14 protein-coding genes are annotated in these 19,702 nt (G+C 66.0%); 6 read left to right on the top strand and 8 right to left on the bottom strand.

What is annotated here, in order from left to right:
• Positions 1 to 6 precede the first annotated feature (6 nt).
• The 3 genes from IVB28_RS20630 to IVB28_RS29430 form a co-directional block, all read right to left on the bottom strand.
• Positions 7 to 894 (bottom strand): HlyD family efflux transporter periplasmic adaptor subunit, encoded by an 888-nt coding sequence (locus tag IVB28_RS20630; RefSeq protein ID WP_247528650.1) that lies wholly within the window; start codon positions 892 to 894, stop codon positions 7 to 9.
• Between the two features lie 188 nt (positions 895 to 1,082).
• Positions 1,083 to 2,210: a beta-propeller fold lactonase family protein gene (locus tag IVB28_RS20635; protein ID WP_247528652.1), complete on the bottom strand. Its 1,128-nt coding sequence runs from the start codon at positions 2,208 to 2,210 to the stop codon at positions 1,083 to 1,085.
• A gap of 126 nt (positions 2,211 to 2,336) precedes the next feature.
• The gene (locus IVB28_RS29430; RefSeq protein WP_256467009.1) at positions 2,337 to 2,468 is read right to left on the bottom strand and encodes a hypothetical protein; all 132 of its coding nucleotides are present in this window, start codon (positions 2,466 to 2,468) and stop codon (positions 2,337 to 2,339) included.
• Between the two features lie 140 nt (positions 2,469 to 2,608).
• Between IVB28_RS29430 and IVB28_RS20640 the strand changes: the two genes are divergently transcribed.
• Entirely contained in the window at positions 2,609 to 2,785 is a 177-nt protein-coding gene (locus tag IVB28_RS20640) for a hypothetical protein (RefSeq protein WP_247528653.1), read from the top strand.
• 260 nt (positions 2,786 to 3,045) lie between these two features.
• On the opposite strand, the gene IVB28_RS20645 is transcribed toward IVB28_RS20640, so the two are convergent.
• Positions 3,046 to 5,706, bottom strand: a complete 2,661-nt coding sequence (locus tag IVB28_RS20645; protein WP_247528655.1) for an EAL domain-containing protein — start codon at positions 5,704 to 5,706, stop codon at positions 3,046 to 3,048.
• 375 nt (positions 5,707 to 6,081) lie between these two features.
• Between IVB28_RS20645 and IVB28_RS20650 the strand changes: the two genes are divergently transcribed.
• The 4 genes from IVB28_RS20650 to IVB28_RS20665 all read left to right on the top strand — a co-directional run bounded on the left by IVB28_RS20650 (position 6,082) and on the right by IVB28_RS20665 (position 9,184).
• A complete protein-coding gene (locus tag IVB28_RS20650; protein WP_247528657.1) occupies positions 6,082 to 7,113 on the top strand; it encodes a LysM peptidoglycan-binding domain-containing protein in 1,032 nt (343 codons plus the stop codon).
• A gap of 162 nt (positions 7,114 to 7,275) precedes the next feature.
• A complete protein-coding gene (locus IVB28_RS20655; RefSeq protein ID WP_247529109.1) occupies positions 7,276 to 8,580 on the top strand; it encodes a Spy/CpxP family protein refolding chaperone in 1,305 nt (434 codons plus the stop codon).
• A gap of 182 nt (positions 8,581 to 8,762) precedes the next feature.
• Positions 8,763 to 9,014, top strand: a complete 252-nt coding sequence (locus tag IVB28_RS20660; protein ID WP_247529110.1) for a type I restriction-modification enzyme R subunit C-terminal domain-containing protein — start codon at positions 8,763 to 8,765, stop codon at positions 9,012 to 9,014.
• Positions 9,011 to 9,184, top strand: coding sequence for an AbrB/MazE/SpoVT family DNA-binding domain-containing protein (locus IVB28_RS20665; RefSeq protein WP_247528658.1), 174 nt, complete (start codon positions 9,011 to 9,013; stop codon positions 9,182 to 9,184). Before IVB28_RS20660 ends, IVB28_RS20665 begins: the two co-directional genes overlap by 4 nt.
• 500 nt (positions 9,185 to 9,684) lie before the next feature.
• On the opposite strand, the gene IVB28_RS20670 is transcribed toward IVB28_RS20665, so the two are convergent.
• Positions 9,685 to 12,132, bottom strand: coding sequence for an adenylate/guanylate cyclase domain-containing protein (locus IVB28_RS20670; protein ID WP_247528659.1), 2,448 nt, complete (start codon positions 12,130 to 12,132; stop codon positions 9,685 to 9,687).
• A 237-nt stretch (positions 12,133 to 12,369) separates the two neighbouring features.
• Entirely contained in the window at positions 12,370 to 14,445 is a 2,076-nt protein-coding gene (locus IVB28_RS20675) for an AsmA family protein (protein WP_247528660.1), read from the bottom strand.
• Positions 14,446 to 14,692: 247 nt separating this feature from the next.
• Between IVB28_RS20675 and IVB28_RS20680 the strand changes: the two genes are divergently transcribed.
• On the top strand, positions 14,693 to 15,367 hold the full coding sequence (locus tag IVB28_RS20680) for a Crp/Fnr family transcriptional regulator (protein WP_247528661.1): 675 nt from the start codon (positions 14,693 to 14,695) through the stop codon (positions 15,365 to 15,367).
• A gap of 150 nt (positions 15,368 to 15,517) precedes the next feature.
• Here IVB28_RS20680 and IVB28_RS20685 read toward each other — a convergent pair whose 3' ends face one another.
• Together IVB28_RS20685 and IVB28_RS20690 are read right to left on the bottom strand one after the other, a co-directional pair.
• Complete coding sequence (locus tag IVB28_RS20685) at positions 15,518 to 18,667, bottom strand: efflux RND transporter permease subunit (RefSeq protein ID WP_247528662.1); 3,150 nt, start codon at positions 18,665 to 18,667, stop codon at positions 15,518 to 15,520.
• Positions 18,667 to 19,599 carry an efflux RND transporter periplasmic adaptor subunit gene (locus IVB28_RS20690; protein ID WP_247528663.1) on the bottom strand — a complete coding sequence of 311 codons (933 nt, stop codon included), beginning with the start codon at positions 19,597 to 19,599 and terminating at the stop codon, positions 18,667 to 18,669. Before IVB28_RS20690 ends, IVB28_RS20685 begins: the two co-directional genes overlap by 1 nt.
• Positions 19,600 to 19,702: the final 103 nt, after the last annotated feature.

Here is a 19,702-nt window from a genome sequence, read left to right on the forward strand (position 1 = left end):
CCTTGCCTACTTCGCCGCTTCCGCGGCCATCACCGGGCGCACCGGATCGCCTTCACGCAAGAGCGCGCCGGCGCGGGCGACGACGACATCGCCCTCGTTGAGGCCGTCGCGGACCTCGATATTGCCGCCCGACATCAAGCCGACCTCGACGCGCTTGGTCTCGACGCGGTTGCGGCGGATCACCTGCACCACGGTGCCCGCGGATGAATACTGCACGGCGGTCAGCGGCACCGCGACGTTGCAGCTCTGCCCGGTCTTGATCAGCGCACGCCCGCTCGCCTTCAGCAGCAGCCGCTTCTGTGAGGAGATGCCGATATAGACCATGCCCTGCTGGATGTTCGGCTCGACGGTGGGGCCGATGCGGCGCACTTTGCCCTCGATGTCGCCGGCGCCGGCGATCCGCACCGTCGCCGGTTGATTGACCGCGAGCTTGCGCATATCGGCGGTCGCCACCAGGCCGACGAGATCGTACTCGCTACGCGCCACGATCGTGAACAGGGCCTCGCCCTTGGCCGAGGCGAGATTGCCGATCTGGGCCGTCGACGTCGCGATCACGCCCGCCATGGGTGCGGTGATCTGCAGTGTGCCGCCCTCCGGAAGCGCCAGCCGCGCCAGCACCTGGCCGGCGGTGGTAGTGTCGCCGGCTTCCGCCAGCACGTCCGTGACCTTCAGACCCGGGCGCTCGGGCCGCACCGAGGTTTCCTCCCGCGCGATGATCGTGCCGGTGGCCTCGACGATGTCGGAGAAGCACGATTTTGCGACTTTCAGCACCGTGACGGCCGGCCCCTTGGGCGCGTCGTCATCGGCAGCAAGCGCGGGCTGGGCGCACAGCAACAGCAGTCCGGTGAGCGCAGCGAGATGTCTGGAAACAGAACGCGCAGGCAATGAACGCATGGGTCATTCCGGTTGGGGTCTTAACGGCCTCATCGTTAGCAGAAGCGACCGCGTTGGGCCAAGAGCACGTAAGGACCGGCCGGACAGGAATGCCCAGCACACGGGCGGCGCGATGCCGCCCGTTGAATTAGTCGCCGCATAAGCAAAGAGGTTCGCCGGCCATGACGGCGAGGAGAGATCAGCGCCCCTCACGGCAGGCTCAAAAACTCCACCCAGTTCGGCTTCTTGCCGGTGGCATAGGATTTCAGCTTGGCCAGCGCGCCGCTGCTGGGGTCGATCGCATAGACCGTCATGCTGTCGGAGAGCTCGCCGACCGCGGCGAGGTAGCGCCCTGAAGGATCGACGTTGAAGCCGCGCGGCTGCTTCTCGGTTGGCACGCTGCCGATCGTGGTCAGCCTGCCACTGGTCGCGTCCACCTTGTAGGCGGTGAGGGTGCTGGTGGTACGCTCGGAGGCATAGAGGAAGCGGCCGTCCGGAGTAATGTGGACGTCGGCGGCCCAAGGTTTTCCCGAAAACCCTTCCGGCAGCACGGTGGTGCGCTGGATCTCGTCCCAGGCGCCGCTCTTGGCCTCATAGGTGAACGCGGCGACGTCGCCGTTCAGCTCGTGGAGGAGATAGACGAACTTGCCGCCCGGGTGAAACACGAAGTGCCGGGGCCCCGATTTTTCCGGCACCTTGTGGGTCGGCGGATCGCTCGGCGTCAGCGTGCCGGCCGTGGCATCGAACGCGAAGCTCAGCACTTGGTCGGAGCCGAGATTGGTCGCGAACGCGAAGCGGTTGTCGGGCGAGGGCAGGAAGGCATGGGCATTCAGCCCGGTCGGGATCACCTGCTTCGGCTCGCCGGCGACGCCGTTTGGCAGCAGCGGATTCAGCGCGACCTTGTTGCCGCCATAGGAGGCGCTGAACATGAACTTGCCGCTGTGGTCGACGGCGATATAGGCCATGCTGTCGGCGAGCGGTCCGTTGCCGATATGGCTGAGCTGCCCGGCCTTCGGATCGATCGCAAAACTTACGGCGAGGTACGGCTGCGAGCGGATTCCGGCAATCAGCACGCGGTGGTCGGGCGTGATCGCGAGCGGGGTCGAGGAGCCGGGCTTGTCGACGCCGGTGAAGGCAGCCGTCTGTATCGGCGTCATCTCGCCGCTCGCGGTCATCTTGAACACGCTGATGTCGTTGCTGTCGGCGTTGCCGACATAGGCGAAGGTCTCGGCCATGCCGGCGTGGACTCCAGAAATGAGGGTGAGGGCTGCGAACAGGGTCGTCGCGATCGCAGGGCGTGGCGCTTTGGACGCGCTGCCTCGGGTCGGTCTCGGCATGGGCTCCTCCTGAAGGCCGGGTCGCTTCATTGTCGTTGCCGGCAAGGATAGCGGGCGGCGCGCGCCCGCACCAAATTCCAATTGGGATCAATCGATGCCGAAATTGTATCGGTCGCGGGGAGAGAGCTACCGCACGGAGGCTGTCCGGGAGGGCAGATGCGGGCCGGACGGAGGAGCGGGTGGTCCGAGCACGGCCCAGACGGCAACCGCAACCAGGGCGGAGGTCAGGATGGTCCAGGCGATGAGCTGCTTCCGCATCAGGCCGAATCCGTCGGTGTCATTGAGGTCCCGGGCATGCGAGATCGTGCACTGCAAACCGCGGCAATCCTATGAACTCGTTCACAGGCGAAAACGCCGGCGCAATGCGAACCAATGCCGCGCCAGCGCATTGAACCGGCATGCCCCAGGAAAACGATCTCGAAGGTAAGCCCGACATGGGCGGCAAGCATGGCGGCCAGAAGGGCCAGCCCAAGCTGCCGCCACGCCCGCACGAGGGCGAGCACGACGCCGACGTCGTGGCAAAGCGCCACAGCGGTCAAACCGATCCAGCGTCGCCGCCGACCAAACAAAAATAGCGCTGTATTCGCACCGGAAACGGCGGCCTCGGCTTGCCGTTATCCTGGTCCCGCGGGCGGACGAATCGAACGGAGGCCGGCACGTGTTTTGGATTTATTGGAACACCGCCTGGTCGCTTATCATCAGCGGCATCATGTTTGCCACCATCGTCAGCCACCCCGACTCCGAGATTGCCGAAGTGCGTGCCGCGAAACGTTGATGTGAGCTTTCCGATCTCGCAGAGCTATCTATCAGCTCGCGGCGCCCGGCGAGTGCACCGCTAAGCCGCCGCCTGCGCCGACAAGAGCTGCTTCAATTTCGCCGCGGGCACGGCCGGGCTGAACAGCCAGCCCTGCATCTGGCTGCATCCGAGCTGACGCAGCACCTCGCGCTGGGCTTCGGTCTCGACGCCTTCGGCGGTCGTCGCCATGTGGCGGGCAGCGGCCATGTGCACCACCGCCTGCACGATCGGGGAGGAATCTTCGGACTGACCGATGTCGCTGATGAAGCTGCGGTCGATCTTGATCTTGTCGAACGGGAAGCGGTGCAGATAGCTCAACGACGAATAGCCGGTGCCGAAATCGTCGAGCGCGATGCGCACGCCGAGCTCGCGCAGCTGCTGCAGGACGGTCAGCGCCTCCTCGTCGTCGCGGATGAGCACGGTCTCGGTGATCTCGAGCTCGAGCCGTCCGGGCGCAAGCCCTGACTCCGCAAGCGCGGCGGCGACCTTGAGCGCCAGTGTCCGCGAGCGGAACTGCACCGGCGAGACGTTGACCGCGATGTGAATCTGGCCGGGCCAGGAGGCAGCCTCGAGGCAGGCCTGCCTCAAGACCCATTCGCCGATCTCGCCGATCAGCCCGGTGTCTTCCGCCACCGGAATGAAGTCCGCGGGCGAGACCATGCCGCGCTCGGGATGGCGCCAGCGCAGCAGTGCCTCGCAGCCGGTCACGACATTGGCCGCGAGATCGACCAGCGGCTGGTAGTGCACCTCGAATTCGCCGCGAACGAGCGCCTGACGCAGATCGAATTCGAGCTGACGGCGGAGCTTCGTCTTGGCGTCATATTCCGGCGCGAAGACCCGGTAGGTGCGGCGCCCTTCCGACTTCGCCGCGTACATCGCAAGATCGGCGCGCTTGAGCAGGTCGTCGAGATTGTCACCATGGTCGGGCGCGATCGCGATCCCGATGCTGGCATCGGTCTGGATGTCCTGGCCCTTGCAATCCACCGGCGCGCGCAGCGCCGCAAGGATGTTCTCCGCCAGCGCCGTCAGCTCAACCTTGTCGCTTGTGCCGGCCTTGACGATGGCGAATTCATCGCCCCCTAACCGCGCGACAAGGTCGTTGCCGCTGACGCAGGCGCGCAGGCGCATCGCCACCTGGCGCAGCAGCTCGTCGCCGACTTCGTGCCCCAGTGTATCGTTGACGCCCTTGAACTCGTCGACGTCGATATAGAGAATGGCGAACGGCTTGCCCTCGCGGAGCTCGGCAACGCGCCGCTCCAGATGCCGGCGCATCAGCACGCGGTTGGGCAAGTCGGTGAGCGCGTCGTAATGCGCCATATGGGCGATGCGCTCGTCGGCGCGAACCCGGGCGGTAACGTCCTCATGGGTCGCGAGCCAGCCGCCGGCCGCGCCGGGCTGGTTCTTGATCTCGATCAGGCGGCCGTCGGCGGTCTCGACGACATTGTTTCGGGTGTGCCCGACATTGCTCAGGATGTCGTCGCAATAGGAGGAGACGTCGCCATGGAACGAGCCAGCATCATGGCGATGCTGGATCACGTCGCGGAAATAGGCGCCGGGCTTCACCACGTCGCTGGACAAGCCGTACATCTCGATGTAGCGCCGGTTGCAGACGACCAGCCGCTCGTCCTGATCGAACATCAGGAGCCCTTGCGTCATCGTGTTCATCGCCGTGTCGAGCCGCTGCTTCTCAAGCGAGAGCCGGTGCGTCACCTGACGAAAGATCAGATAGAGCGTAAGCACCAGCAGGCCGATCGACAACACGGCGACGGTGACGAAGAATTTCGTTTGCGTGTGCCAGGTCGCAAGCGTCGCGTCCAGCGACTTGGTCGCGATGACGACCAGCGGCTCGCCGGCGAGGAGACGCGAGGCGACGATGCGGTCCTTGCCGTCGATCGGGCTTGCGATTTGCATGGAGACGAAGGTGCGCTCGAACACCGCCATTTGCTCCGGCGAGCCCTTGCGAAAATTCTGCCCGATCATCGCGTCCACACGCGGAACGCGCGCGAGCAATTGGCCGTTCTGGTGGTGCATCGCGATCGAGGAGTCCTCGCCGAGCCCGGTCGAGGCGAAGAAGGATTCGAGCTGCTCGGGCGCGATCGCGCGCGAGACCAGCCCGAGGAATTCGCCGTGTGAGCCGGACACGCGCCGTGCGAACACGATCGCCGGCCCGTTGCCGAGCCGGCCCGGTACGACCTCGATCTCTTCCTGCGCGGCCGGATCGTTCCTGAGGCGTTTGAAATAGTCGCGGTCGGCGACCGAGATGTCGGCGACCGGCCAGCGCCGCGACGAGTTGATCAGCATGCCCTTGGAATCGAACAGATTGGCGCCGGCAACGTCGGACCAGCCGCTGGCTTTTGCACGCAGCACCTCGTGCATGGCCAGCGTGCCCATCTCGCTGCGGAATTGGTCGGCGGATTCGATGCCGCGGCTCTCGAGTTCGGCGATGATGCTCTTCTGGAGCACCGCGAAATCCTCGAACTGGCGGTCGAAATGCCGGGCCAGCAGGCGCACGGAGTTTTCAAGGCTGTCGCGGCCGGTCTCGATCGCGTTCTGCCGGAAGCGGTCGACGGTCAGCGCGGTGCCGACGGCCATCGCGGCCATCAGCACGAAGCCGCCGACGATCAGCCATGTCAGTGGCGCTCCCCGCCAGCGACGGAGCCGCGCGCGCATGCGCGCGGTCCATCGGATCGATGTGCCCATGCGGCCCTCCCACGGGACGCAAGATGCAGCAAAACCGAAAAGACCCGGTTACCATCGAGGGTTAGGGAACTATGAATCGGAGCGGAATCAGGAAGTTGGTTCCGCTCATGCGCGGGACCTCGTAGGGCGGGCAAAAGGTGCGCTCCTAGCGCCGTGCCACGATCTGCTTGTGATGGACAGAGCTGGTGGGCACGGTCCGCTTTGCCCACCCTGCCAAGTCGGGCCTACCGCTTGATCTCCCATCTCAACCTTCCGCATTGCCGTTGGCGAACATCGCCGGGACGGCGGCCTCATCCCATCGACCGGCTTGCTGCCGGAGCCAAATCGGCGCACCTTGCCGCCCTCGGCTGATTTGCCACCCAAGGTTCTTTCCCCATGACGACCGCATCCAAGGCCTTCATTGCTTTCTGCCTGCTTGCGCTGGTCGGCACGGTGCTGTTGATCGGCCCGACCGAGTTGCGCCGTCTGCTGCCTGATGGGATCAAGAGCGCAGTCGCCGCCAAGCCGGAGACCAAGGCCGAACCCAACGTCGAGGCCAAGGTCGACCTCAAGCCCGAGCCGAGACCGGAACAGTCAAAGCTTGCCGCGGCAACGCCGCCTGCCTCTGCACCAGTGGCGGTCCCGGGCCTGGAGCCGAAGACCGGCGCGCTGGCCGAGATTCAGAAGCAGGTCGCGGCGCTGCCTGACCTTGCGCCGGTCAAGCCGCCGATGAGTGCCGAGACCGGTCCCCGCTTCGACGTCGCCCGGGTCGACGATCATGGCGAGGCGGCGGTGATTGCCGGCCAGGCCGCGGCGGGCGCGAAGGTCGAACTGCTGCGCGACGGCAAGCCGCTGGATACGGTGGTCGCCGACGCCTCGGGCCAGTTCGTGATGATGCCGCCGCAGCTTCCCTCCGGTTCCTATGAATTGACGCTCCGGGCCAAGGCGCCGGATGGCACGGTCACGCAGTCCGGCCGTACCATGCCGGTGACCATCGCCGAGGCGGCGCCGCCGCCCGCGCGCCCGGCAGCGGCCGCCAGGCAAGAGGCAAAGCAGGCCGAGAAGGCCGATGACAAAGCGGATGTCGTGGCGTCCTTGCCGTCGGGCGCGCCGCATCTCGCCTCGGCCCACGACAGGTCCGCGGCCCGGCCGAAATTGATTGGCGCGCCGAAACCCAAGGTGATGGCGCGGGCGCCCGCGGCGACGACGGTGGCATCGGCCTCCCCGGCGGATGTGCTCCAGGTCGCGCCGGAGGCAGGCGGCAGCCGGGTGATCTCCCGCGGCGACAGCCTGTGGGCGCTCAGCCGGCTCGCCTATGGCGACGGCGGCCGCTACGCCGTGATCTTCAACGCCAACCGCGGCAAGATCCACAACCCCAATTTGATCTATCCCGGCCAGACCTTTGTGATGCCGCAAAAGGCGGAGTGAGGGCGCGGCCTTCCTCGCCGTTTCCTACCGGCGAGGTCAGCTGTCGCCCGCGACGCTTTGCCCTGTGTCTCTCCGGAACAATTGGTTCCCCCGCGAGTCATGTCGGTCGGCGCGGTGCGCGCCTTGCGCTGGGAGGAGGCCGAATTGGTCAGGTCAGCGGTCATGTCGGGACGCGTGCGACTGGCGCTCGCCGGCGCGACCGTCCTGATCGCGGCAGTGCTGCTGCCTGGCAGAGCCGAGGCGCAGTTCGGATTGCGCGGCGGTCCGCTTGGCGTTGCGCGTTTCGCCGTCGGGCACGTCATCGGCATGTCGCGACTGCGCCATTCCCGCATGGCGGTGCGGGGTGGTCGATATCGCTCTGCTGCATTGAGGTCGCAGGACCCGCGCGGCGCCGAGCGGGGCCCGGCTGCGAACCCTTACGTGCTGCGCGCGGCGCTGACGGCGCAAGCTGCGCTGGCGGGCTGGCAGGGCGGCCGCCGTCCGCAGGGCTGGTGGCGCCATCCCGATGGCAGCTATGGCTGGGTCGGCCCGGTGTTCTGGCCGTTCGCGCATGACGATCTCACCAATGCCGTCGTGTTCGGCGATGCGACCAGCCTCTCGCTCTATGGCTATGGCGACATCTATGCCGCGATCTTCACGCCCTACGCGGCGACCGAACTCGCCGCCTATGCCGTGCCGCAAGGCCGGCGCGCGCGGAGAATCCCGTCCGCAGAGACGCTTTGCGAGGCCAGCGACACGGGCGGCCTGCCAGTCGAGCGCATCACTACCGCCGTGGCGCCGAACGACTTGCAGCGTACCGCGCTCGACGAGCTCGCATCGGTCTGGAGTGCCGCGCGCGACAGCATCCGTGCCGCCTGCCCCGCGCAGACCCCTGCTACGGCGGCGGAGCGCCTCGGCCTGATGCGCGAGCGGCTCGAAGCCATGATCAAGGCAATCGACGCGATCGCGCCGAAGCTTTCCAAGTTCACGGGTCTGCTTGATGACGATCAGAAGGCCCGGCTCAATGCTCTCGCCAACGATCGTCGCGCCGCGCTTGCCTCGATGCAGCGCAAGGATACGAATAAGGATACGAACAAGGATACGAACAAGGATGCGCAGGCGGCCGCCGCCTGCGACGCCGACAGCGATCCCCGCTATGACGAAAAGCTGCAGCGTCAGTACGAGCAACTCGTGCAGCAGCAATGGCCCGCGGGCGACATCGCCTCGACGCTCCGCCTCGACGAGACCGCCCGCGCCCGCTTCGAGGTGCTCCAGGACACCACCCTGCGCACCATGCAGACCCTCAGCGCCTGCCCCTCACCGCCCGCCGCGACGCCCCAAGCCCGCCTTACCGCCGTCAAAGCGCGGCTGGAGACCATGCTGCAGGCCGTGAACAGCGTTGCCGATGCGCTCGATGATTTCGAGGCTGATTTAAGCGACGAGCAGAAGGCTGGGTTCGAGGCGATCGGGCCGAAGCGCGGGGCGTGAGGGGGCAGGACGCTCGTTCGGCCGCCCCTCGCCACAAAGCATCACCGCGAAGACAGCCCTCATCCCGAGGGCCCGCGACGAGCGGGCGTCTCGAAGGATGGCCGCAGGGTGGGCCGCCAGCCACCTTCTTGTCCAACACGCAGCGGCTTGTACGCTCACTCGTCGGGCTCGATCGCGCCGCCGTGAGCGAGGCGTTCGGCGGATTTATCGCCGCTGGCACCGCGACCGCGGCACAAATCGAGTTCATCAACATGGTGGTCGAGCATTTGACCGATCAAGGCATGATGGAGGCGTCGCTGCTGTACGAGCCTCCTTCACCGCGATTGCGCCGACGGGACCAGAGCACTTGTTCGACGAAGCCAGGGTGGTTCGCCTCGTCAGCACGATTCGTGAGATCAACGATAGCGCAGTGGCTTGAGCGGAGGCCGCGATGAAGGTTTTCAAATGGGATGACGATCTGGCCGTGGTTCTTCCCCAGGAGCTGATCGACCGGCTCGCGCTCAAGGAAGGTGATGAAATCGAAATCGTTGGCACCGGTGGAAGCGCGACCGTTGCCGAGACCAAGGACCGTGGTGACGGTCCGCGCGAAGCTGTGCCGCGCTGAATGGTGGCTTCCGTCCATTCCTCGCTCGGCATGAGCCTCGGCCTGTCAGAATTCCCGTGTCCGCTAACCCATTGATCCGACTGGCCCCGTCTACTGTGCATGGGGTTGTTTTCGACGTTCTGAGAAAGCTTGATGCGCGCGCATCGTATTCAAATAATCAAAAGTTCGCTTTGCCAGAAAAACGACACACCCTATGCTGCCTCCAACTCATCCCATGGTAAGGGACGGATCGCGATCGTCAGGGTTCGTGGGTGAGGGGCGGTGGACGCGGGCGGCGTTGGTGCCAGGTGCGGTCGCAGGGGGGGTAGTGCCCGTGAGCGATCAGCGGGCGCGTGTACGACGGTGCTGGCTCGCGTACGGCAAAATCGTGTGGTCGTGACGCCCGACATTCCGGCGTCAAGTCTTGCGATGGTGCGCTCGTCCGACCGGACGGCATCCGATGACAGCAGCAAGGCGACGGGGGCAACGGGAACGCTTCACCACGTGAGGCAGGCGGCGACCTATCCCCGCATCCGCACCACGGACGCATCCACCACGTTCTCCACCTCCTCGCGCCAGCTCAGGATCTCCATCGCCAGCACCGGGTGATTGAAACCCTTGAGCTGGAGATCGTCGAGAGCGCGGGCCTCGACGAAGGGCTCGACGATGCCGAAGACGCGGCGGCTGACCACGATCTGGTTGGGCTTGGCCTCGCCGCAGAGACGCGAGGCGAGGTTGGTGACGCTGCCGATCGCGGCATATTCCAGCCGCTGCTCGAAGCCGACCTGGCCGAGCGTGGCATAGCCGACCGCGATGCCGATGCCGAAGCCGAGGCTGTGCCCGCGGTTGCGCCAGCGCTCGGTCAGCGGGCCGATGGTCTCGCGCATCTCCACCGCCATCTTGACGGCGCGCTTGGTGTGATCCTCGAACTGGATCGGTGCGTTGAACAGGATCATCACGCCGTCGCCGGCATATTTGTCGAGCGTGCCCTCATATTTGAAGATCAGCGTGCCGAGCGCGGCGTGATATTCGCGCAGCACGTTCATCGCCTCTTCCGGCTCGGTCGCTTCCGTGAACGCGGTGAAGCCGCGAAGGTCGCAGAACACCACCGTCACCTCGCGCCGCTGGCTGGTGAGCAGCCCCTCGGGGCTGTCGGAGGAGGCGATCAGCTGCGCCACCTGCGGCGCCAGGAAACGCTCGAGCTTGCGGATGCGCTCGATCTCGCCGAGCTGGGTCTTGACGCGTTCCTCCAGCGACTTGTTCCAGTCCTTGAGCTGCTCGGTCTGCTGCTTGAGCTTGTCGGCCTGGGCGCGCACGGTCTCGCTCGCCGCCTCCAGCTCGCGGCCCTTGTGATCGACCTCGGTGAACAGGCGCGCATTGCGCATCGCCAGCACGGCCTGGTTGGCGAAGGTGCGCATCAGGCCGATGATGCTGCCGGCGAACTCGCCGCCCGCGCGGCGCAGCACCACCAGCGAGCCCAGCGTGCCCTGCTGGTCGACCAGCGGCACCACCAGCACGGAACGGAAGCCGGCAGCGATCGCGACCTCGCGCAGCGGCTGCTCGGCCGCGTGATCGAGATCGGCAAGCGCGATCGGCTCGCCGCTGGCGGCAGCATCGCTCAGGATGTTCTCGCCTTCCTCGATGGTGACATGGGCGCCGTCGGCGGATTTGTCGATGCCGCCGGCCTCGACCAGGTTGAAGCTGTGCCGCTCGGCATCGAAGCCGTAGATCAGCACAGCGTCGGCATGGGTGATCTCGATCGCGCGCGCGGCGATCGTCGGCAGCACGGCGTCGAGATCGAGCGAGGAGGCGAGCGCGCGGCCGACCTCCTCCAGCACCTTCAGCTCGTTGATCGACTGCGCGAGATCGCGCGTGCGCTCCTCGACCTTGCTCTCCAGGTTCGAATAGGTCTCCTGGATCTGGCCGGCCATGCGGTTGAATTGACTGGCGAGATCTTCCAGCTCGTCCGAGGTGCGCACTTCGATGCGGTGGCTGAAATCGCCCTCGCCGAGCTTGTGCGCGCCGTCGCGCAGCGCGGTAATCGGGATGATCATGCGGCGGGCGAGCAGCGTGCCGGCAAGGATCGCGACCATCAGGCCCATCCCGATCAGAAGCGCGATGCGGACCAGCTGATCGCGGATCGGCATCAGGGCTTGCGTGGTCGGCTGCTCGAACAGCACGGTCCAGCCGAGCTTGGGCACGGTGCTCGCGGCGCTCATCACCGAATGACCGCTGAAGTCGGTGCCCGAATTGTCGGGCTCGTGGCCAGGCGCGATCGCGGCCGCAACCTGCGGCAGCTTCGACAAATCCTTGCCGACATCGGGCCCTTTCGACGACGTCGCCAGCACGCGGCCGCGCGGATCGACCACATAGGCAAAGGCGGCCTTGCCGACTTGCGCGTCGGACAGAGACTCGGAGAGGAAGCTGAGATCGATCTCCGCGACGGTGACGCCGGCATTGAAGCCGGAATGCGCCACCGAGATCGACATCAACGGCGTCCGGTCGGCGAACCAGGCCGGCGCATAGCTGACGCCGCGGGCGACGGTCTCGGTAAAGCGCATGTCGCGGGAGAGGTCGGCATTGCTGCCGGTCGTGGTCGACTGGCGGGAGACACGCAGCACCTCGCGGCCATCGCCGTTGAGCTGGAACAGCTGGTTGACGACGGCGACCTGGTGCAGCAGCGATGCGTAGTCGGCGCGGCGCTTCTCAAGGGTGTCCTGGCTCGCCCGCGTCACCCAGCTGATCTGGCGATCGAGCTCCGAGATCGACTGCTCGATCCGCCGGGCCGCGGCTTGCGCCTTGTCCTCCAGGCCGTCGGTCAGCTGTGTCCTTGTGGCGCGGTAGGAGATCCAGGTCTCCATCGCGCCGTTGACGGCGAGGACGAACACGACGAGGCCGACGAGGGAGACGACGTACTTGGCGAACAGGCCCTCGCGCAGAAACCGTCTCTTGTCGTTCGCTCCTGCCATCCCAATCCTCTTGCGCCGCCATCGACGCCGGCGCTACGGGCCGTCGGCCCTTCGGGGCCGTTCTATCACAATTTGGGCCAAAGGACCGCCGCGCGGCGGGAGACCGGCCGGCGTGGTTACTCCCTGTGGGCGGGTGGAGAGGGTGAATTGCCGCAGCCTCATCCGTTCGGAGGCAGCCGGGGGGCGGGCGGCTGATGTAAGGGGATTGCCGTGGAATTCTGCCCGCTAGTCCACCCATTACCGGTTAAAGAGTTGCCGCAGCACGTCGTTCATTGGCTGACTGTCCTGCTGCGCGACCGGCGGGTCCTCGAGGGCCGGCGCCGCGGGCAAGGCCTGTGGTGCCGGCGTGGAGGGCGTTGCCGGCAGGCTGCGGCTGCGGCCTGTGCCCGGCGCGGTGCCAGTACTGCTTCCCGCGCCATTGGAAAGCCCCTGCTGGATCAGATTGCCGATCGCCTCCCCCAGCGGGCCGCCGAGCAGATTGTTCTGGCCCGGCTGCTGGGCTTGCGGATTGGCATTGCCGGGCGCATTGCCGCTGCCCGGCGCGGTGGTGCCGCCGAGGCCCAGGCTGCCCAGATTGCCCAGAATGTTGCCGAGCCCGGCCCCGTCAGGGCCGAACAGGCCCTTGCCCATCTCGCGCAGCCTGGCATAGGCGGCATCCGGATTGTCCAGCATGCCGGCCATGTCAGGGTAGATTCGCGGCTGCGACCAGCTGCCCTGGATCATCACGGGAATGCCGAAGCCGACCGGCTCGTTGGCGCGGCCCTGACCTTCGCTCGTCATCACCAGCTTCGGCTCGACGCGAAAGCCCATCATCTTGGTGTCGAGCGCGATGGTGCCGGCGCCGGTCACGCGCACCAGCGGCCCGATCAGATTGAGATCGGTCGTCACCGCCTGGCCCTTGTCGATGCGGAAGGAGGCCGAGAGCTGCGACAGATCCGTGCTCTGTTCGCGGCCTTGGTCCTGGTTGTCCTGCCAGCCGGACAGCGTGCCCGATGTCAGCGAGCGGATCATCTGTGCGATGTTGATGCCGCGGATGGCGCCGTCCTGGAAATTGACGAAGGCCGTGCCCTGCATGTTCGCCATCAGCGCGCGCTGGCTGGTGCCGGCACTGCGCAAGGCGAGCTTGGCCTGCAGCTTGCCGTCGATGCGGTCGAATTCGGCGAGGCCCTGGAGCAGCGGCAGCGCGCGCACCCCGACGAGGTCGGAATGCATGGCAAAGCTCGGCGCGCCGGTGGTCGCGTCCAGGATCACCTCGCCCGAGACCTGGCCGCCATAGGCGCCGAGATTGGCGGTGCCGGCCTTCAGCACGCCGCCGGCAAGCTTGGCATCGAGCGCCAGCGGCGCGATGCGCGCATTGCCGATCACGGCCTCGTTCGCGGAGATCCTCACCTGCGCATCGATATAGTTGAGTCCGGACACGTCGATCGGCGCATTGCTCCAGGGTTGCCCGGCTGCACCATCCGGCGATTTTGCCAGCGGAATCGCCAGTTGCTGGAAGTCGAGGTCGACCTTGACCAGGGGCTTGCTCGCAATGTCGACTGAAGCCCAGCCGTTGAATGCGCCGTCGCCGAGCCTGCCATTCACGCCGTTGATCATCACGACATCGCCGCTCAGCCGCATCTCGGCATGGCCTGTGAGTTGAGACTTCAGCACATCGGGCATGTCGATGGCGAAATCCACCGGAATCGTCGGCCGGTCGGCCGGCGGCACCGGCGCGGCCGCCTTGATGTCGAACTTGGTCGGATGGTCGCCGACCCGCGCGGTGCCGGTGACATTGACCTTGCGGTCGCGGCCGACGGTCGCGTCGGCGTTGATGGCGCTGATGCGGCTCTCGACACGATCGCGCGTGCGCGAGAATGCGACTTCGCCGTCGGTGACCCTGACGCGGTCGATGGAGGCGCCGCCGGCATCGAGAGCGAGCGGCTTCGACGAGGAGCCCGCATTCGGCAGGCGCTCACGCAGCAGCGGCTGGTAGAGCACGGGACGGGTGACGACAAGCTCGCTGATCTGAGGACGGCCCGACCAAACGCTGGAGAGCGACATCTCGGCCTGCACGCTGTCGATGGTCAGGCGCGAGATGCCGCTGCGATCCCGGGGGTCGGCAAGCGTGAGGTCGTTCAGGGCGACGTTCAGCCTCGGCCACAGGCTGATCCTGGTGGTGCCGTCGATCGACAGGCGATAGCCGGTCGCAGTCTCGACGCGCGAGGCGATCGTCGCGGTCAGGAAGCCCGAGGGGATCCCGACCACCAGCAGGAGTGCGATCACGATAATGACGGCGGCCAAAGCCGCGCCGGCGAATTTCACTGCTCTCATCTCGACTTTCCAGCGACGGACAATCGGCGTTCAATCCCGCGGATATCCGTCCTTTGCACCCGTCCTTCGCGCCTGAGTTTAGCCCCGGACGCGAAGCGGCTCCAAGCGCGTAAAAATAGTCAGTAGGTGCTGCAATCTTATGTGACTTGTGACACACTTCCCGGGCGCGGTTTTACGCGATCCTGATGTTGATGGTTTCAAGCGATTTGCCAAGAAAACTGACCGGGACGTTCACAAGGACATTGAAATGAGCAAGCAGGCCGAATTTGCGGTCATTCTGAAGATGAACCCGATGTTCGCGGATCTCGGTACCGACGAACTCCAGCGGCTGTCTAGTCTCTGTCACACCCAGCACCTGGGGAATGGCGAGGTGCTGTTCCAGAAAGGCGATTCCGGGGACGCGCTGTTCGGCGTGCGCCGCGGTCAGGTCCGCATCGAGACCGGTGCCCCTGACGGCAGCCGGCTGACGCTCAATTTCATGGGACCGGGAGACCTGTTCGGCGAGGTCGCGGTGCTCGACGGCCAGAATCGCACCGCGGATGCGACCGCAGGCGAAGCCACCGAGTTGTTCGTGCTGCGCCGCGAAGATTTCCTCAGCTTCCTCGAACGCGAGCCGAAGGTCGCGATCAAGATCATCGCACTGCTCTGCCAGCGCATCCGCTGGCAGAGCGAGCGCATGGAAGAATCCATGCTGCAGCCGCTGCCGGTACGGCTGGCGCGGCGGCTCTGCGCACTCGCCGCCGATTTCGGCTCCGAAGTGCACATCTCGCAGGAGCAACTCGGCGTCTTCGTCGGCGCCGCCCGCGAAAGCGTCAACCGCCAGCTGCAGGCCTGGCGCAAGGAAGCGATCCTTGATCTCCAGCGCGGCCGGATATTGCTGCGGAACATGACCAAGCTGACGGCGATCGCGCGGAACGAGTAGGGATTCAGATGCGTGGCTCGCGTCCGTTGGGGCGAGCCAGTTCGTCAGAACTGACGCAACTTTGTACCGTGGCGAAGAAATCCTCAGCGGGGTCAGGTTCGTTGACGCCGTTCGTCCTATCACTCCGTTCGGTCGGCCTCTGAGTCACGTCTACTCCGCCGCAGGGTGCACGATGTTCTTCGGCGCGGGCATCGCTTCGGCGGGCGCAGCGCCATGATGACCGACGTCCTCCGCATCCTCGCTGTGGACGATCAGTCGCTTGGCGAAGCGCCAGATCAGGGCGCCTAAATCGTCCATCACCATGAACATCGCGGGCACGAACACCAGCGACAGGATGGTCGAGAAGATCAGGCCGCCGATCACCGCGAGGGCCATCGGCGAGCGGAATTCGCCGCCGGCGCCGACCGCGAGCGCGCTCGGCATCATGCCCGCCGCCATCGCAATCGTGGTCATCACGATCGGGCGGGCGCGCTTCATGCCGGCATCGATCATGGCTTCTTCACGCGGTGTGCCGGCGCGAATGGACTCGATGGCGAATTCCACCAGCATGATCGCGTTCTTGGTGACGATGCCCATCAGCATCAGGATGCCGATCCACACCGGTGTGGTGAGCTGCTTGCCGGTGACCAGCAGGGCCGCGATCGCGCCGCCGATCGAGAGCGGCAGCGAGAACAGGATCGTGATCGGCTGCAGGAAGGTGCCAAACAGCAGCACCAGCACCGCGTAGACCATCATCAGGCCCGCCGTGATCGCGGTGGCAAAGCCCTCGGAGAGTTCGTTCAGGCTTTCGGCATCGCCCGAGGGGGAGACCTTCACGCCCTTCGGCCGGCTCTTCATCACCGGCAGGTCGTAGATCTTCTTGGTGGCATCGCCGAGCGCGGCGGAACCGACGAGGTCGGCGGCGACGGTCGCCTGCCGCTCACGATCATAGCGGTTGATGCTGGTCGGACCCTGGTCGAGCTTGACGTCGGCGATGACCGAGAGGGGCACGCCGCCCTTCTCGCCGCGCTCGCCGAGCGGGACGCGCAACTGCTCGAGCGTCTTCAGATTGCCGCGCGCGGCATCCTCGAGCTGCACGCGGATCGGCACCAGACGGTCGCCGACGTCGAATTTGGCGAGCGCCGGTCCGACATCGCCGATGGTGGCGACGCGGATGGTCTGCGACAGGCTTTCGGTCGAGACGCCGAGCCGTGCGGCGAGATCGGCGCGCGGTTCGACGCGCAGTTCGGGCCGCTCCAGCGTGGTTTCCGAGATCACGTTGGAGATGGTCGGAATCCGCTTCATCTGCGTCGCGAGCTCGCTGGCGACGTTGTTGACGATGTTGGCGTCCGCGCCGGTCACGACCAGCGAGATGGCGCGCAGGCCGTTCTCGTCGAGGAACCAGAAGCGGATGTCTGGAATGTTCTCCAGCTCCTGGCTGATCGAAAATTCAAGCTCGCGCTGGGTGATGTCGCGGCTGTCCTTGGGCGTGTAGTTGATGATCAAAGCGGCGCGCCGGACTTCCTGGGTGCCGGGTGGAACGCGCCCGCCATCGACGAATATGCTCTTCACCTCAGGCCGCTTGCGCAGGCGCGCGACGATGTCTTCGGTGACCTTTTCAGTGTAGGCGAGCTGGGTGCCCGGCGGCAGCTCGAGGGCAACCAGTGAGCGCGAGCTGTCCTGCGCCGGCAGAAAACCCTGCGGCAGCAGCGTGATGCTCCAGATCGAGGCGGCGAACACGCCGAAGCCGACCAGCACCGTGATGAAATAGTGCTTCACCGACCAGGCCACGATCCTGTGATAGGACCGCAGCACGCGGCCGGGCGGCGGCTCTTGGTGATTGCCATGCTTGAGGAAGTAGGCGGCGAGCACCGGCGTGACGAAGCGTGCCGCGAGCAGCGAGAAGAACACCTGCACCGAGACGGTGATGCCGAACTGCTTGAAGAACTGTCCGGCGATGCCCGACATGAAGCTTGCGGGTGCGAAGATCGCGATGATCGTCAGCGAGATCGCGATCACCGCGAGGCCGATCTCGTCGGCAGCTTCCAGGGCGGCACGATAGGGCGATTTGCCCATGTTCATGTGCCTGACGATATTCTCGATCTCCACGATGGCGTCGTCGACCAGAATACCTGTCGACAGCGTGATGGCGAGGAAGCTGACGAGGTTCAGCGAGAAGCCGAGGAGGTCCATCGCCCAGAACGCCGGGAAGATCGACAATGGCAGCGAGATCGCGGCGATGATGGTGGCGCGCAGGTCGCGCAGGAACAACAGCACGATGACGACGGCGAGGATGGCGCCTTCGAACAGGGTCGAGATCGCCGCATGGTAATTGCCGTTGGTATATTCGACCGAGGTGTCGATCACCTTCAGGTCGACGTCGGGATAGGTGGCCTTGAGCGCGTCGATGCGCTTCTGCACGGCCTCGGCGACCTTCACGTCGCTGGCACCCTTGGAGCGCTTGATGCCGAGCGCGACGATCGGCTCGCCGTTGAAGCGGGCGAAGGTGCGGCGGTCGGCGATGGTGTCGGTGACGGTGCCGAGATCGTCGAGCCGGACCTCGCCGCCGCCGAACAGCGGGATCATGGTGCCGGCGAGGTCGCTCAGCGTCTTGGCGCCCGCGAGCGTGCGGATCGCCTGGTCATTCTTGCCGATCTCGGCGCGGCCGCCGGCGACGTCGACATTGGTGCCGCGTAGGCTCTGGCTGACATTGACCGCGGTCAGCCCCATGGCCTGCAGGCGGTCGGGATCGAGCGAAACCAGGATCTCGCGCTCGACACCGCCGATGCGCTCGACCTGGGCCACGCCGCGCACACCTTGCAGCGCGCGCTTGACCACGTCGTCGACGAAGTAGGAGAGCTGCTCCGGCGTCTTGCCGGGCGATATCGCGGCATAGGTGACGATCGGCAGCCCGATGACGTCGACGCGCTGGATCAGCGGCTCGGTGACGTTCTGCGGCAGGTTCGACCGCACGCGCGTCACGGCATCCTTGATGTCGTTGAGCGCGCGGTCGGTGTTGGTCTCCAGCGCGAACTGGATGGTGGTGACCGACACACCGTCAGTGATCTGTGAGGTGATGTGCCGCACGCCCTCGACGCCGGAGACCGCGTCTTCGACCGTCTTGGTCACCTGGGATTCGAGCTCGGCGGGCGCCGCGCCGAACTGCGAGACCACGACCGAGATCACGGGAATGTCGGCCGAAGGCAGCCGCGTCACCGCTAGCTTGGTGAAAGACACCCAGCCGAGGATCAGCAGGATGATCGAGAAGACGACCGACGGCAGCGGATTGCGGATCGACCATGCCGAGATATTGAGAGCCATCAGCGTACCCGCGTGCGATCGAGTTCATCGGCGAACATGGTCTTGATCTGGTCGCCATCGTGGAGCGAAGAGCCGGCGTCGGCCACGACGATTTCGCCGACGTTGAGGCCTTCCAGGATTTCCGTCGCGCTGTCTGACGACAGTCCGACCCGCACCTTGCGTGTCTCGATCGTGTTGCCCTTGGCGACGACCTGAATGGTGAGATGGTCAATCGCTGTCTTGGGGATCGAGACGCCGCAGCTTCGTTTGGCGTCGATCGAGGCGCGCGCGAACACGCCGACCTTCAGCGAGGGATTGTTGGTGACGCTGATGCGGACGCGGCCGAGCTGCGTGGCGCGGTCGATCTCCGGCGCAACCAGCCGGACCCGGCCGATCAAATCGGGCGCATCGTCGCGGCTGATGCGCACGGTGGCGCCAGAACTGAGCTTGGGCATGTGCACCGCCGGGACCTGAGCATCGAGCTCGATCTCGTTGTTGACGGCGATGCGGAACATCGGGCCGGCCTGCGGGGATGCGGGCGCGCCGACGATGGTGCGCACTTCGATGACGAGGCCCGGCGCAGGTGCCTTCAGCGAGACCGGGCCTTGCGGGCCGGGTCGCTGCGGCTGGCCGGGGATCTGCGGCGGCGCGGTCAGGCGCGCCAGCTCCTGGTTGTCGGCGACGACGGCGCCCTCGGTAACCAGGAGATCGGTGACCCTTGAGCCTTCCTGATCGGCGATGACCACGGCCTCGCGGCGCGGCACGAAGAAGCCGGTCACCCGCACCAGGTCGGAGAAGCAGGCATTGGTCGATTTCGTCACGATGACGAGCGCCTCGCTTTGCGTCTCCTTCGGCTCGGGACGCTTGCGATGCTCGAACATATAATAGCCGACGCCGAGCGCGACGACGAACAGCACGGTCCCGGCAGGCTTGAGATATTCGGAGAGGTTCATCGCCGGATCATCCTGGCCTGGCTCACGGCCGTCCGCGCGAGGCCCATCGAGAGCGTTTCCCTGAAACAAAGCGGCGCCCCACAAGGCTGCGGGACGCGCTTTG

Origin of the sequence: Bradyrhizobium sp. 199 (genome assembly GCF_023073355.1) — a bacterium.
Taxonomy (GTDB): domain Bacteria; phylum Pseudomonadota; class Alphaproteobacteria; order Rhizobiales; family Xanthobacteraceae; genus Bradyrhizobium.